A 14332-nucleotide genomic window follows, 5' to 3' on the forward strand; every position below is an offset into this window, starting at 1 on the left:
TCAAGGTCTCGCGGATTCATCAGGTTCCTTTCGTCAATCCAGAAGCGATGTCTTTGGCGAGGAGCAACAGCGCTTCACCAACATGAGCGAAGTCCGCATACCGCGCGTCATTGACTGCGCCATTCAAAAATTGCCTATGCAATTGCAGAAAGACGACGCCCAGCTTGAAAAGAGCAAGAACGCGCATCGCGGGAAGGCCGTCGAGATCGATACCCGTCAGCGCCGCATAGCGCTTCGCCACGTCATCACGACGCCAGAACCCCGGCAGCGACGTCGGCATTTGCTTGAGTTGCAACAGGGCGGCTGGATCGTCCGGCTCAACCCAGTAGCTCAGAAGCGTTGCGAGATCGAACAGCGGGTCTCCCCGCGTACCCATGTCCCAGTCGACCAGCGCGACCGGTGCAAGCGTCGCCGGATCGAGGATCAAGTTATCGAGCTTGAAGTCACAGTGAAGGATCGTCGGTGGCCGCTCGCGAAAGCGTTGCCGAGCGAGCCAGCCCGAGATGTCATCGACAAGCTTGCGCGCGCCGGCATCACCGGCGACGAGCGCTCCCCTTTTCGACCATCCGGCAATCGCGCGAGCTACGAATCCTTGAGGGCGACCCAAATCTTCCAGACCAACGGCTCGCGCATCGACGGCGTGCAATGCGGCCAGAGTCGACACCAGGGTTTCGCTTAAAATCGCAGGAGCGTTCGCGCAGGACTGGAGCAGAGACATATCGGCTCCCCGCACAACAAGGCCAGGCCGATATTCGATCAACTGGAACGGTACACCGATGACGTCTTTGTCACCGCAGTAGTGCAGACTTTTCGGAGCGAACGACAGCGCCTGAGACAGGCACGATAGAATGCGATGCTCGCGGGCCATGTCATGGGCACCCGGAGGAAGTTCGCCATCGGGCGGACGACGAAAAACCGTCGGCTGACCGTTGATCGTGAGCAGATAGTTGCGGTTTGCGAGACCACCGGCGAATTGGTGAGCCGGTTCTGTCGGATCGAAGCTCATCCCCTGCGTGGAGAGATAGCGCGCCAGCGCCCCCCAATCGCTTGGAGCAGCGTCCGACGTTGCCAGGAGTTCCCGATCTGCGGTCGATTTCAGGACGCTCATCTGCAAATCGTCCGCGCGTTCGCTGCGCATGCGAAGGTCATTCTCGATATTATTGTCGTACAATAATATCTAAATCCGCCACTAGCCTCCCTGTCAAGGCGCAAAAGTCGCAGGAACTACAGGAATACCATATTTATTGTCCGACAATTTTCGGTTGGAATTACCCACAGCGTTCCCGCGACACCCCTGAACTGACAGTCGCGGCACTTAGGCCGATAGGATATCAACCGCGAGCTGAAACCCTCTGGACCGGCCGTGCAGCGAGCCCGTTTAGCGCGCGGGCTCGAGAATCGAGACGTAGTTCGCGACCGCCGCGCCGCCCATATTAAAGATGCCCGCGAGCTGAGGGTTCTTCAGCTGCATTCCCTCGGGTGCCTGGCCGGTGAGCTGCATCGCGCTCATCACATGCATGGACACCCCGGTTGCACCGATCGGATGACCCTTTGCCTTTAGTCCGCCGGACGGATTGATTGGCAGCTTGCCGCCAATTTGCGTCCAGCCTTCCTTGATCGCGCGCGCACCCTGCCCCTTCGGCGTCAACCCCATTGCTTCGTACTCGATCAATTCGGCGATTGTGAAACAGTCGTGGGTTTCCACGAAGGATAGATCCGAAAGTCCGACACCAGCGGCCTGCAATGCACGCGCCCAGACCACAGAGCAGCCTTCGAAATCGACGATGTTACGCTTCGACATCGGCAGAAAATCCTGTGCATGCGCCGTTGCCTTGAAGGACACCGCCTTGCGCATTGTCTTCGCAGTCTCTGCATCCGTCATCACCAACGCGGCCGCGCCATCGGACACCAGCGAACAGTCCGTGCGCTTCAGCGGCCCTGCCACGAATGGATTCTTCTCGCCTTCAGAGCGGCAGTATTCGAAACCGAGATCCTTGCGCATCTGGGCATATGGATTGGCTACGCCGTTCTTGTGGTTTTTCGCGGCGATCATCGCCAACGCATCGGACTGATCCCCATAACGCTGGAAGTACTGCTCGGCGATTTTACCAAATACGCCTGCGAATCCTCCAGCGATCTCACCGTCTTCGGGCAGATACGACGCTCTCAGCAGATTACGACCGACCTCGGGACCCGGCGTTCGGCTCATCTGCTCAACGCCAACCACCAGAACAACACGGGCAGCGCCCGCCTGAATTGTCTTGATGGCCTGATGAACCGCCGCCGATCCGGTCGCGCAAGCATTTTCGACACGTGTTGCGGGCTTGAATCGTAACGCGGGGTCCGCCTGCAGCACCAGTGCAGCGGTAAAATCCTGCGGCGAGAATCCCGCGTTGAAATGCCCGAGTATGATTTCATCGACGTCACCAGGCGCGATGCCCGCATCGACCAACGCATCGGTCGAAACGCGAACAATCAGGCTTTCGACAGTTTCCGCGTCCATTTTCCCAAATGGCGTATGCGCCCAACCGACGATCGATGCAGTCATGATGATTTCCCTATTCCGAGCAATTTGCACGAATCAACACGTCGAGATGCACACCCGCACCGATCAGACGCTGAGCGCAGTCTACAAGGAAGCCATCGCGCGTCAAAGAAGCCGCACGACCCGTTCCCACCGGCGCTGCGCTCTCGGCGCTCGACGGGCTGCGATCAGGTTGGTAAGCCCCTCTGCGCAGGGAGACTTTGAGTCGAGACATGACCGTTGCAATCGAGATGGGACACACAACGGCAGGCGCCCCGGCGACTCTCGACCTTGAGGAACTGCTGGCGACTCGCCTGCTGGTGCAGGGAAATTCGGGCTCCGGAAAATCCCATTTGCTGCGCCGGCTGCTGGAACAAACTGCCCCTTGGGTGCAGCAGACCATCATCGACCCCGAAGGCGACTTCGTGACGCTGACCGACCGTTTCGGCCACCTCGTGATCGATGCCGAGGACCATACCGAGCGGGGCCTGCAGGCCGCCGGCGAACGAGCGCGCATCCATCGCGTTTCCACGGTACTCAATCTCGAGGGGCTCGACGCAGAGAATCAGATGCGGCGCGCCGCCGCCTTTCTCGGCGGGCTTTTCGAGGTCGCGCGCGACCACTGGTACCCGATGCTGGTGGTGGTGGATGAGGCGCAGCTCTTCGCGCCCGCAGTCGCAGGAGAGGTTTCGGACGAGGCGCGCAAACTCTCTCTCAGTGCCATGACGAACCTGATGTGCCGTGGCCGCAAACGCGGACTTGCAGGAATAATCGCAACCCAGCGACTGGCGAAGCTCGCCAAGAACGTCGCTGCCGAGGCGTCCAATTTCCTCATGGGCCGAACCTTCCTGGATATCGACATGGCGCGCGCCGCCGATCTTCTGGGCATGGAGCGGCGACAGGCGGACGCCTTCCGGGATCTGGAGCGCGGGCAATTCATGGCGCTGGGCCCGGCCCTCTCCCGTCGCCCCCTGGGACTGCGCATCGGTCCAACGGATACCCAGCCGCGCAATGCGACTCCGCGACTTATGCCGCTCCCGGAAGCAACACTGGAGGACGCGCGCGCCATTATTCTGGCAGCCCCGCCGCCAGAGAATAACCGGCCCCAGCGCCGATCGTCGCCTGACCTCCTCGACCAGCTCATGGCAGCGAAGTCCGCGGCGCTGGAGATCCGTCCCGAACTAGTGGTCGAGCAGCCACTCAGCGCTGAAGAACTGGCGGAGCGGCATGAGCGAGTGGACAGCATTCTGCGCGCCGTCATGGCGGAGCCGGACGCGGGATTCCGCGTCATCGGCGTCCTCTATCAGGAATTCGTGGTTCGCTGTCGAATAGCAGGCCTCGGTTCGGCCGTACCGGACCTCACTGACTTCCGTCGCATGCTGACGCGCGCCCGCGCCGGGCTCGGCTCCGATATGGCGATGGATGACGCATGGCAGGATGTCTCCGTCCGCGCCTCCATTCTGCCCGAGGATATGCAGGGTGTCTTCATGATGATCGCGCGCGCCGCGAAGGAGGGTTGGCCCTGCCCGAACGATGCGGCGATTGCCCGCGCCTATGGCTCGCACTCGTTGCGCCGTGCACGGCGTCTGCTGACCTACATCGAGGAGCAGGGCCTCATCGTTTGCCAGCTTGACGGCGCTGGTCGGCGGATCGTGACGCTTGTCGAACTGGCTTGGGCAACGGCGCCGGGCGACCCCAATGCCGAGGAACTAGCGGCGGAGTAAGGCTGCAGCAACTCGTCTCTATGATGCGACGGTCGGGCGGCGCACAGACACGCCGGCGCGGTTACCGATCTATCGAATTGCGCAGAAGCCTACCTGAAGGCCTTGCTGATGTCGGACGCCATCAGCACCAGGAAGATTTACCGGCCTTTAAAGCGGGGCTTGCGCCGCTCAAAGAATGCATCGACACCCTCTTTATGGTCTGCAGTCATGTTCGTGAGCGCGAACTGATCTGCATCCATGTGACTGGCAAGATCATCCAAGGCATGAGCGAGACGGTTCACAGTCAGCTTGGTCATCATGACCGAAAGCGGCGGTTGCTCAGCAATTTTTGTTGCAAGTTCCATTGCGGCCGCAAAGGCGTCAGCCTCAACCACCTTTTCTACTAACCCCCATTCAAACGCTTGATCGGCAGAAATGCGATCGTTAGCGAGAATGATGGCCTGCTTGGTTCGAGCCGGTCCAATCAGATGCAGCATTCGCGGGATGCTTTGCCAGCTCATGCTCATGCCGAGCGCGACTTCGGGAACACGCATGTGAGCGCCGCGAGCCATCACGCGGAAATCGAGTGCCACCGCAAGAGCGACGCCGCCGCCGATACAAAAACCTTCTATCGCACAAATCGTGATTTGCTCCATTTCCTGCCACGCGCGCGCAAGACGCGGACCCGACTTGAGTTGTCTCCGCCATGCACCGATGTCAGTGGAGGGATCTCGTTCTCTGCCCTCTTTCAAGTCGAACCCAGCAGAAAATGCCGTGTCCGTGCCAGTCAGGACAACAACCGACGTTTCGTGATCGTCCTCGAAACTGCGAGCCGCCTCGGTAAGTTGCCGCATGGCGTCCCGCGAAAGCGCGTTGACTCCATCTTGACGGTCGAAACGGACGACTGCAACGCGTCCTTCGGGGCCAAGCCCCTTCTCAATCGATACAAAATTGTTCACTGAAGCTCCATTCCTTGACCGACCCCACTGAGTGGTCCGAATGGCATGTTAGTTTAGGGATTGTATTCTGACTATCTCCTTTGGTGCTGGCCAGACGAGCCCTCGGGTGCTGTCAGTAGTCGACATCCCGGAGGTGTGTGGACGCATCGTGTTGCAGTGGCGGCGCCAGTTTTCGATCACAATCTGTGCCATCTTCAACGTGTAGAAGATCTCGCCATTCAGCGACCGCTATTCGAGCGACCGGCTGTGAAAAACCTTGTTGACGATCTGCCAGCGTCCGCCCGCCTTCAACAGGCTGAGATGATCGGTGAAAAACCGTCCGGGCACCGCGCAGGTCAGCGTGACATTCGCGCAGTTCGGGGCGCTCTCCTCTACGCGGACAATACGCTCCAGCTCGCGGCCGAAATTCTGGCTCTTGGGTGAAGCGCGCCCCTCCACCAACTTGCACCAGTCTTCCAGCGGAAGGTCCGATACCTTGCCATCCGCAAGTGAATGCAAATGGCTTACTTCATGGAAAGTCTGCCGGAGCTTTTTAGTGTCACCTTCGTACAGGCCGTCAAGATAGGTCTGGACGGTCAAGAGAACGTCTTGAATGCTGGATATGCTCATAATGTTTTCCTGCGGTAGCTGGCTTGTCTGGATTGAGGCGGGAGGCTGCCCTGGCAAGAGCATGGCTGATCAAGCCTCCCGTTGCAATTTTTGCTCCGCTTACTTCTTCAACAAGGCGCAGGTGCTGCTGGAAAGGGGCATGAAGGCCTGATCGGCCGGAGTCGTACCGACGAGCTTGTACAGATCCCATGGTCCCTTCGATTCCGATGGCTTTTTGACCTCCAAGAGATAAGCCGGATGAATCTTGCGGCCATTAAGCTCGATCGCCCCTTCACCAAACAGGGGATCGATTGCATTGGTCGTGTCACCACCCGCGTTCGCAAGTCCAATGATCTTTGCTTTTGATGCTTGAGCCTGGAGCAGGAAGGACGAAGAATCGGATGTATTGAGCGGATGCTTGACGCGTCCCGCAACCTTGCCGCCCGATTGCTTGATGACGGACGAAGCATCGCGCTCCAGAGCAGCACCGAAAGCATGCAGGCGCAACCTGCGAGCACACACTCCCAAGTTTCTCCCAAACAGAACTTGGTGTTCAAGCCTCGCCTATTTCACGCCCCGGATCGATTCCTACTCCGTAGTAATCGGCTTGGCCCGCCGATCTGAATTTCTGAGTAAGCTCGCCTGCCCGCTGGAAGGCCTTTGTCGTATCGCTCGCCGTGAGCGCCACGGTTGTGGTGATGTCCGTAAGGCTTCCGCCAGCCGCGGCGGCAAGCACCGCTGAAATCATTGTGGGCTCATCCGGTGCTTCCGCTATGATCAGCCAATCGTAGGGTCCCAAAGTCAGATACCAACTGATCAGTCGAGCACCGGCGGCAGTGAATAACTCCGCGACGGCCTCGGAACGGTCTTCCGGCCTCGCGGACATCCCCTTGATGGCCGCGGCAGTGTAACGACCTTGAGAAATGTAAATCGTCATACTGGTCTCCTCTGCATTCGCTAGTTCTATCTAGCTGAGGGCAGCATCTTACTCCCAACCGATGTTCCCCGGATATCGGCCGGCTCCAGGATCACCGGCGGAGCGTGCGTCCGATGCGCGCGGATTGAACCGGAAGCGGAATCACTCGTGGCGTCAAGCGCATTAAAAGAGAGCCGCCTCGATGCATCACGGCTTTACATACGACCATCCACGCTCCTGCAACTCCATGACGCGCACAACGCCGGATTTCACAACTTTCGCCTCTGAAACCAGAGCAATCTCCTTATTCTCGGCCTTGCTCATATTCTCCTGGGTATTGCCGCAGGCCTTGAAGAGATAGCTGGCGTGCTCGCCGCGATCGCCGTGATCCGCTTGCGCGACGTTCGTTGCATTGTTGAGCGCCAGATTCATCATCGCAGGTTCACAACCGGACGACGTGCAATCACGTCGCTGGCTGCCGCCGGCCGTCGTGGCACATGTAACGACGCCTGTTCTGACGGTGTTATCCGGCCGTTGTTCTCCAAGAAAAGGTTCGCCAATGCACAAACTCTATTCGACTTGCAGCCGACCCAAGATAATCCTTTTGGCTACGGGTCAGAGCGCCCAATGCCCCAGAGTTCCCGCGATCGGTTTTCAGTTCGATTAGATTTTCTGTTGCCATACCGTCCCGGGAAACGAGCACCGCTCAGCAACCCGCAGGCATGATTGAGGCAAGCATCCAGCGATCCGCCTGCATTGCCATCGTGAATGGACGGTATAGGTTGAACTCACTGACGGGATCTGACGCCGGGAATGTATCCGTTCGCCCGGCATCGAGCTTGGCGCGGCTCATGCGGCCGCACAGTCCTTACGGAGGTCTGCGTGCGAACATTACTTGCGGGAGCGATGACGTTCGCACTATCCAGCACGCCTCTCCATGCCCTGCCTCCCGACAACGCCGATCCGTCATTGGCCCCTTGGTTCAAGAGCTTGAAACAGCCGGGAACGGGCGCGGAATGTTGCTCAATCGCTGATTGCCGCACCGCTGAGGTGCGCCGGGATAGCCAGGGTTATGAGGTCAAGATTGACCAGAAGTGGCATGTCTCAACGATCTTCTGGCTACGAGTCCCGGCAGAGAGGATACTCGATGAGCACCGCAACCCGACCGGGGGCGCGGTTTTGTGCTACACGCCCGAGGCGGGGATCCTCTGCTTCGTCCCGCCTCCCGAAAGCTAAGATTCGAACGGCCGAAAGCGCTAGCTGACAAAGATCACCCGGGTTTCCAGGGAAACCCGGCGATACAGATCTTCGACGTCTTCGTTCACCAATCGGATGCATCCGGAAGCCACGAGGTGACCGATGGTTTTCGGCGAGTTCGTCCCGTGAATAAGCAGATCGGGCTTGTCCATCACCAGCGCACGAGCACCAAAGGGATTTCCAGGACCGCCGGCCAGTGGACGAAATGCCGCCGTCTCTTTTGCGGTCGCGGCGCTCGCGGGCTTCCATTCAGGCCACTCGAGTTTGTTAGTGACACGATAGAGCGTTCCCGATTTCAGGCATTCCCGGGCAATTCCGATCCCGTAACGGCGCGCGGAATTGTTGGAATCGATCAGATAAAGGAAGCGGTTTTCCCTATCGACCACGATAGATCCTGGAATGACGGTGGTTCGATAAAACACGACCTGACGCTGGAGCGCGAATGGCAGGCCCTCAGCCGATGAGCCGCCATCAACGCCGGGCTTCAAGTCCGGCATTATGATCTCTTCGCGGCCGCGCGAGGCCGTCGCGCTGCCGCGCTTGCCGGCCAGGAACTGATAAAGAACGACCGACAGACCGATCACAGCGACGATCGCGCACGCGATCACCGCAACGCGCTTCCAATCAATGCCGGGTGACAGCAACTCTGCGGCTGCCGTCGACTCGTCCTGGTTCAACTCTTCGGAAGCGAGATCGCTCTCTATTCGCTGGACGGCAGCTTCGAGTGCAGAGACATGCAGCGCGGCGGCCTCACGCGTCAGGTTGGACCTGGCAATCAGGCCGCGCGCATCCCTGTAAATCTTGTCGCGTTCGGCTGCGCCCTTGCCGGCAACGGCCGTCGTCAACAGCGTGAAATAATCCACATTCATGACTTGCCCCAAGAACTGCCCCAAGAACTGCTCCAAGAACTGCCCGATAAGAAATTACCTGATGGGAGGCGCGTACTGGATTCCGCCGCGCGTCCAAAGCGCATTCAATCCGCGGGGAATGCTTAAGCTCGACTGTGCCCCAACATTTCTCTCGTAGATCTCGCCATAGTTGCCGACAGCGCGGACAGCCCGCACGGCCCAGTCCTTGGTGAGACCCAGTTGCGCGCCGAATTCGCCCTCGATGCCGACAAGCCGGCGGACATCCGGATCGGACGATTTCAGCGCCTCATCGACCGATTTGGATTTGACCCCCAACTCCTCGGCATTGATCAGTGAAAAAAGCGTCCACTTGATCAGGTTGAACCAGCGTTCATCGCCCTGACGCACCGCCGGTCCAAGCGGTTCCTTCGAAATCACTTCTGGCAGGATAATGTGACTGTCGGGCGCGGACAGCTTGAGACGCTGCGCATAGAGTTGCGATACGTCGCTTGTCAGGACATCGCACTTGCGATCGTCATAGGCTTTCAACGCCTCGTCCGACGTCGGAAACGCCAGTATCTTGAGCTCCATCGTATTGGCGCGGAAGTAGTCCGCCAGATTGAGCTCTGTCGTCGTACCGCTCAGGGTGCAAACAGTCTTTCCGCCGAGATCCAGTGCGGTGTCGATCTTGGCATCCCTGCGCAGCAGAAATCCCTGGCCGTCATAATACGCAACAGCGGCAAACATCACGCCCAGCGAACCTTCACGCGACATCGTCCAGGTCGTGCCGCGCGACAACACGTCGATCTCCTTCGACTGCAGCGCGGCAAAACGCGACGCTGTATCGAGCGGCACGAACGTCACCTTCGCTGGATCGTCAAAGATCGCGGCAGCCACGGCGCGGCAAAAGTCGACGTCAAAGCCGGACCATGCGTTCTTGTCATCCCTGCTCGAAAAGCCCAGTAGCCCCTGACTGACGCCGCAATTGAGCGTTCCGCGATCCCTGACAGCGTTCAATGTCTGAGCGCTAGCGGACCAGGCCGACACAAATGATGCAGCCAGCAAAGCCAAGCTCAGAGTGCCGGAGCGTAACCTGTAACGAGTAAGCATTTGGGTCTCTCGATCAATTGCGATGCCCACTGGGGCCAAACTTGAAACGAATTTGAACAATCATGTAGAGTTGCGAAAGGCTACCAGAACGTATTTAGCAAGTGAAGTCTGGCCGGTACATTCCCTGCGTCCGCTTCCATCCTGGCGTGACAAATACCTCGAATACGGATTCAGTTGAAAACAGCGGAAGGAATCCATGAGTTCGCTGCGCAGGTTTTTGTCCACGTCGCTCGGCCGGCTAATAGCCGGACTTTGGTTTCTTTGCCGGGTCCTGCTCATCGCGTGGGCAGCCCTGGCAATCTACTATTCGAACCTGCCATGGGCCGCGGCGCGCCTTGCACTGGCAGTGGCCTTTGCGGCCTTCGCGATCTGGGCCCTCTGGTTCTCACGTCAGCGGCGGATGCCCGCGGTCTTCGGCCTGTTGTTTCTTGGCGTTGTTGCGTGGTGGATATCGATTCCTCCTTCGCACGATCGCGAGTGGCGGCCGGAAGTCGCGGTGATGCCACGGGCGATCATCGATGGCGACCGGGTGCGCATCACCGGCGTGCGCAACTTCGACTACCGTACCCGGAACGACTTCACCGTCCGCTGGGAGGAGCGCGAGGTGTCGCTGTCGCACCTGACCGCGCTTGATTTCTACGTCTCATATTTTACCGAGGGGCCGGTCGGGCACACGTTCGTAAGTTTCATCTTCGACAACGCCCCGCCGCTGACGATCTCGATCGAGACACGACCAGAGATCGGCGAGGGCTTTGCGCCGGTCGCTTCACTGTTCAAGCAATTCGAGTTGATCTACGTGGTGGGCGACGAGCGCGACCTCGTCGGCGTACGCACCAACCACCGGCGCGAGCCGACATACCTCTATCGCCTCAACGCCTCCGCCGACGATGCACGCCGGCTGCTACTGGTTTACCTGACGCGGATCAACGAACTCGCCGACCGGCCGGAGTTCTATCACCTGCTGACCAACAGTTGCACGATCAACATCGTGCGCTATGCAAATGCCGCCGGACGAGCCGGCCGGTTCGACATCCGCCATCTGCTTAACGGCCTGATCGACAGCTACCTCTATCACTCGGGCCGGGTGGACACGACGCTGCCGTTTGACGAATTGCGGCGGCGCTCCCTGATTAACGAAGCCGCGCGGGCCGCCGATGGCGCATCCGATTTTTCGGAGCGCATTCGCGCATCCCTGCCGACAATGTTTCCCTGAGACGCTCCGCCCGCAGCTTTCCCGCAGCAGCGCCAGTGCGACGTGGAGCTAAATGATTCTGATCCTCAATGAGCGGGCAGCGCTTCTTTGACGTGATTTTCGCTCAGCGCCAGAACCCAAGAGAATTGTCTGACCGCAGACCAAATTGATGGCACAAAATGCACATTCCAAACTAACATTTCAAACGGACCATTCGATGGAGGGTGGTCCACGCTGTTGCTAATGTCCGATGTCTTGCTAGTCTTGGATATTGAAGTGCTGGTAACTCGCTGCATGCCGAGTATGGGCGCTTCTCAAGAGCGATAGAAAGGCGCGCATATGAATAAATTTCTAGCGTTTGTCCTTGTGGCCGCTGCCGTGCTCTTCGCAGAATTGACGCCACGGCTGGTTTCCAGCGCTACTGCGCAAAGCGTCACCATCGACCGCGATGGTGTGCGCATCGATCGAAGATCGCATCGCGTGGGCCGTTCGGAGGCGATTAGAATAGCCCAACGAAACGGAGTATCTCGCGTCAGACATGCCGACATGCGGGGCCGTTATTGGGTCGTCACCGGTGAAAGTCGCCGCCGACGCGACATTCTGCGACTGACGATCGATTCACGAACCGGGCGTGTTATCGGGCGCCGTTATATCCATCGGTAGTGAACATTGCCGCGGCGCGTCAAGCGCCGTCCCGAAGGACGGCGCTTCGGTGCATCATCGTTGAGCTAGGAGCGGACATCCACCTTCGCTCAGCGAGCGAAAGGCTTCATCAGCCGGTATCGTCGAAACGATATCATAGTAATCCCACCGCTGCTTGGACTCGGCGGGCTTCTTCACCCGTGCGATATACATGTCGTGAAGAAACTGGCCGTCGGCCCTGACCTTTCCATTCGGTGCGAATGCATCCGAAACGGGCAGTTCACGCATCTTGTCGGCGACTTTCAGGGCGTCGTCAGTCTTCGCCGCTCGCACGGCATACAAGTAATGCCGGACCGCGGAATATATCCCGGCCTGCGTCATCGTCGGCATGCGGCCCTGACGTGCGAAGTATTTCTTCGACCAGGCCCGCGAGGCCTCATCGCGATCCCAGTAGAAAGCCGTGACGAACTGCAGGCCTTGTGCCGCGGCAAGCCCGATGGAGTCTATGTCGGTCAGGAACACTGTGGGAGCGACAAGCGTCTGCTTGCTGGTGATACCGAACTCGCTGGCCTGCTTGACGGCCGTCGTCATGTCGGCGCCGGCATTGGCGAGCGCAACGACCTTGGCGTTTGATGCTTGCGCCTGCAGCAGGACCGAACTGAAATCCGCCGTATTGAGCGGGTGGCGCACCTCGCCGGCGACCTTGCCGCCGGCCTTTTCGATGGCGCGGCGCATATCGTTCGAAAACGCATGACCGAAGGAATAGTCCACGGTTATGAGAAACCAGCTATCGAGCTTTTGCTTGGTCAGCGCGCTCGCGAGCCCGTATCCATTGGTATAGCTGGAATAGACCCACTGGAACGATGTCCGGGTGCAGGCCTTTCCTGTGAAATCGGAAGAGGCCGACGCATTCAGCACGATCCTCTGGCGTTCGTTCGCCAGTGTCGTTACCGCGAATCCAACGCCGGAGTTGGAAATGTCCGCGACGACATCGACTTTCTCGACATCGAACCAGCGCCGAACAATGCCCAAACCGATGTCCGGCTTGTTTTGATGATCCGCCGAGATGATCTCGACCGGAACGCCGTCGATGGCATTGCCGAATTCCTCAGCGGCCATCCTCGCTGCGACGACGGAGCCTTCGCCCCCGAGATCCGCGTAAGCACCCGATCGATCATTCAGAATGCCGATCTTGATGACGTTGTCCGATTTTCCGCTGTCGGCAGCGACGCTTTGCGCAACCGCCGTTCCGGCGAGTGTGCACAATAGAACCCCTAACTTCACGATCTTCATGGCGACCCTCCTGTCTGTGATTGATTGCTTGGTACGCAATCTTCTTGGCGGCACTCGCTGATTTCGGATATAAATCCTCGTAATTCGCCAATTTAATTGCCTATAGAGCAATTTTAATTGACAAGGAAGCAAATTCGGAGAAAGGTGCCGAAGATGAAAATGCAGGACGATGCGCTGGTTGCTTTGGGAGCGCGAATTCGTTCGCTGCGTGAGGGGCGTGGGATGAAACTGAAGGACTTGGCCGATGGCGCGGGGCTTTCAGATGCGTTCGTGTCACGCCTTGAGCGCGGGCAGGTGTCCAGTTCGGTGGCCAATCTGATCCAGATCGCACATACGCTCGATGTCGGCGTCGCCGAACTTTTTGTCGGCGCTCCGGATCAACTGCGAAGCAGCGTGACTGTGCATCGGGTCAAGGATGCCGGGGAAGCTCAGAACATTCCAAGCACCGGCTATCGCTGGCGGCTATTTGCCGGCGGCATGCCGAACGACGATCTCGAGGTGTTTCATCTGGTGTTTCCGCGCAAGAACCGGATGGACTTGATGGTGTCGCATCCCGGTCAGGAATATTGCTACGTGATAAGCGGGCTGATCCGCTTCCATGTCGGAGCCGAGAGCTTTGACCTCTCCCCCGGTGAAGGCATTTTCCTGAATTCTGAACTGCCGCACCGCGCCGATAACGTCGGAGACGACGAGGCGCGCATCTTGATGGTGGTCGCAAAGTCTCCCTCGAAGACTGAACACTTCGATTGGTGGAGAGTACCAACCGCGTCACCTGCGATGCGGACAACCAAGACCAAATCAAACTAGGAGAACCAAGGCATGCAGACGGCTCCGATCACAGCGAGCGGCAAGCACTTGCCGTATGAAGTGAAGCACTTGGACGATATCGAATGGGAAACCATTCGCTGGCCGGGAGAAACCGGCAAGATGCTGTTTCATCCCCGTCCGGAACGCCCGACCGAACCCAATGCCGGGATTCTGCGGCTCGCACCCGGCGCACACCATCCGGTGCACAACCACGACTTCGCGCAGGTCTGGTACATCCTCAGCGGCGAATTTCAGATCGACGACAATCTATGCAAGCCAGGCACGATGATCTTTCATCCGGACCCGCATTTCGAAGGCAAATTCGAAACGGCGACCGGCGGAGATATCCTGATCGTGCAGTATCCCGGCCCCACCACCGGCGGTCGGCCTATTTATGCCGGTCGCTTCAATATGGAAGAGCGCCGCGACATTCGGGAAGAGCGTACGGATCTGTGACGCGAGATTGATTGAGCAGACCAAAGGGCAACGCGTC

At 58.8% G+C, this 14332-nt stretch carries 13 protein-coding genes and 2 pseudogenes; 4 read left to right on the forward strand and 11 right to left on the reverse strand.

Annotated elements, in window-relative coordinates:
* Positions 1 to 19 precede the first annotated feature (19 nt).
* Both YH63_RS03130 and YH63_RS03135 read right to left on the reverse strand, forming a co-directional pair.
* Positions 20 to 1138, reverse strand: coding sequence for a phosphotransferase family protein (locus tag YH63_RS03130; RefSeq protein WP_137325102.1), 1119 nt, complete (start codon positions 1136 to 1138; stop codon positions 20 to 22).
* 240 nt (positions 1139 to 1378) lie between these two features.
* Entirely contained in the window at positions 1379 to 2548 is a 1170-nt protein-coding gene (locus tag YH63_RS03135; RefSeq protein WP_046828862.1) for an acetyl-CoA acetyltransferase, read from the reverse strand.
* 209 nt (positions 2549 to 2757) lie between these two features.
* Here YH63_RS03135 and YH63_RS03140 point away from each other — a divergent pair, with 209 nt between their 5' ends.
* Complete coding sequence (locus YH63_RS03140) at positions 2758 to 4248, forward strand: ATP-binding protein (protein WP_046828861.1); 1491 nt, start codon at positions 2758 to 2760, stop codon at positions 4246 to 4248.
* Positions 4249 to 4385: 137 nt separating this feature from the next.
* On the opposite strand, the gene YH63_RS03145 is transcribed toward YH63_RS03140, so the two are convergent.
* The 8 genes and pseudogenes from YH63_RS03145 to YH63_RS03185 form a co-directional block, all read right to left on the reverse strand.
* Entirely contained in the window at positions 4386 to 5186 is an 801-nt protein-coding gene (locus YH63_RS03145) for an enoyl-CoA hydratase/isomerase family protein (protein ID WP_046828860.1), read from the reverse strand.
* A gap of 129 nt (positions 5187 to 5315) precedes the next feature.
* Positions 5316 to 5408 (reverse strand): annotated as a pseudogene (locus tag YH63_RS03150) (integrase core domain-containing protein); the annotation flags it as partial.
* A gap of 6 nt (positions 5409 to 5414) precedes the next feature.
* Positions 5415 to 5795, reverse strand: coding sequence for a nuclear transport factor 2 family protein (locus YH63_RS03155; RefSeq protein ID WP_046829790.1), 381 nt, complete (start codon positions 5793 to 5795; stop codon positions 5415 to 5417).
* A gap of 99 nt (positions 5796 to 5894) precedes the next feature.
* Positions 5895 to 6272 (reverse strand): annotated as a pseudogene (locus YH63_RS03160) (ABC transporter substrate-binding protein); the annotation flags it as partial.
* 55 nt (positions 6273 to 6327) lie between these two features.
* A complete protein-coding gene (locus YH63_RS03165) occupies positions 6328 to 6711 on the reverse strand; it encodes a GYD domain-containing protein (RefSeq protein ID WP_046828858.1) in 384 nt (127 codons plus the stop codon).
* A 186-nt stretch (positions 6712 to 6897) separates the two neighbouring features.
* Positions 6898 to 7125 carry a hypothetical protein gene (locus YH63_RS03170; protein WP_052753864.1) on the reverse strand — a complete coding sequence of 76 codons (228 nt, stop codon included), beginning with the start codon at positions 7123 to 7125 and terminating at the stop codon, positions 6898 to 6900.
* 821 nt (positions 7126 to 7946) lie between these two features.
* A complete protein-coding gene (locus YH63_RS03180; protein WP_052753863.1) occupies positions 7947 to 8816 on the reverse strand; it encodes a L,D-transpeptidase in 870 nt (289 codons plus the stop codon).
* A gap of 54 nt (positions 8817 to 8870) precedes the next feature.
* Positions 8871 to 9905: an amino acid ABC transporter substrate-binding protein gene (locus YH63_RS03185; RefSeq protein WP_046828856.1), complete on the reverse strand. Its 1035-nt coding sequence runs from the start codon at positions 9903 to 9905 to the stop codon at positions 8871 to 8873.
* Between the two features lie 196 nt (positions 9906 to 10101).
* Between YH63_RS03185 and YH63_RS03190 the strand changes: the two genes are divergently transcribed.
* Positions 10102 to 11118 (forward strand): Lnb N-terminal periplasmic domain-containing protein, encoded by a 1017-nt coding sequence (locus YH63_RS03190; RefSeq protein ID WP_046828855.1) that lies wholly within the window; start codon positions 10102 to 10104, stop codon positions 11116 to 11118.
* Between the two features lie 696 nt (positions 11119 to 11814).
* Here the strand turns inward: YH63_RS03190 and YH63_RS03195 are convergent.
* Positions 11815 to 13032, reverse strand: a complete 1218-nt coding sequence (locus YH63_RS03195) for an ABC transporter substrate-binding protein (protein WP_052753862.1) — start codon at positions 13030 to 13032, stop codon at positions 11815 to 11817.
* A gap of 159 nt (positions 13033 to 13191) precedes the next feature.
* Between YH63_RS03195 and YH63_RS03200 the strand changes: the two genes are divergently transcribed.
* On the forward strand, positions 13192 to 13839 hold the full coding sequence (locus tag YH63_RS03200) for a helix-turn-helix domain-containing protein (RefSeq protein WP_283809716.1): 648 nt from the start codon (positions 13192 to 13194) through the stop codon (positions 13837 to 13839).
* A gap of 12 nt (positions 13840 to 13851) precedes the next feature.
* Complete coding sequence (locus YH63_RS03205) at positions 13852 to 14295, forward strand: cupin domain-containing protein (RefSeq protein WP_046828853.1); 444 nt, start codon at positions 13852 to 13854, stop codon at positions 14293 to 14295.
* Positions 14296 to 14332: the final 37 nt, after the last annotated feature.

This window comes from Afipia massiliensis (assembly GCF_001006325.2).
Lineage (GTDB): Bacteria > Pseudomonadota > Alphaproteobacteria > Rhizobiales > Xanthobacteraceae > Afipia > Afipia massiliensis_A.

Coding starts and splice junctions, on each gene's coding strand:
- YH63_RS03130 (WP_137325102.1), bottom strand. CDS start 1,138: ATGCGCAGCGAACGCGCGGACGATTTGCAGATGAGCGTCCTGAAATCG.
- YH63_RS03135 (WP_046828862.1), bottom strand. CDS start 2,548: ATGACTGCATCGATCGTCGGTTGGGCGCATACGCCATTTGGGAAAATG.
- YH63_RS03140 (WP_046828861.1), top strand. CDS start 2,758: ATGACCGTTGCAATCGAGATGGGACACACAACGGCAGGCGCCCCGGCG.
- YH63_RS03155 (WP_046829790.1), bottom strand. CDS start 5,795: ATGAGCATATCCAGCATTCAAGACGTTCTCTTGACCGTCCAGACCTAT.
- YH63_RS03165 (WP_046828858.1), bottom strand. CDS start 6,711: ATGACGATTTACATTTCTCAAGGTCGTTACACTGCCGCGGCCATCAAG.
- YH63_RS03170 (WP_052753864.1), bottom strand. CDS start 7,125: ATGATGAATCTGGCGCTCAACAATGCAACGAACGTCGCGCAAGCGGAT.
- YH63_RS03180 (WP_052753863.1), bottom strand. CDS start 8,816: ATGAATGTGGATTATTTCACGCTGTTGACGACGGCCGTTGCCGGCAAG.
- YH63_RS03185 (WP_046828856.1), bottom strand. CDS start 9,905: ATGCTTACTCGTTACAGGTTACGCTCCGGCACTCTGAGCTTGGCTTTG.
- YH63_RS03190 (WP_046828855.1), top strand. CDS start 10,102: ATGAGTTCGCTGCGCAGGTTTTTGTCCACGTCGCTCGGCCGGCTAATA.
- YH63_RS03195 (WP_052753862.1), bottom strand. CDS start 13,032: ATGAAGATCGTGAAGTTAGGGGTTCTATTGTGCACACTCGCCGGAACG.
- YH63_RS03200 (WP_283809716.1), top strand. CDS start 13,192: ATGCAGGACGATGCGCTGGTTGCTTTGGGAGCGCGAATTCGTTCGCTG.
- YH63_RS03205 (WP_046828853.1), top strand. CDS start 13,852: ATGCAGACGGCTCCGATCACAGCGAGCGGCAAGCACTTGCCGTATGAA.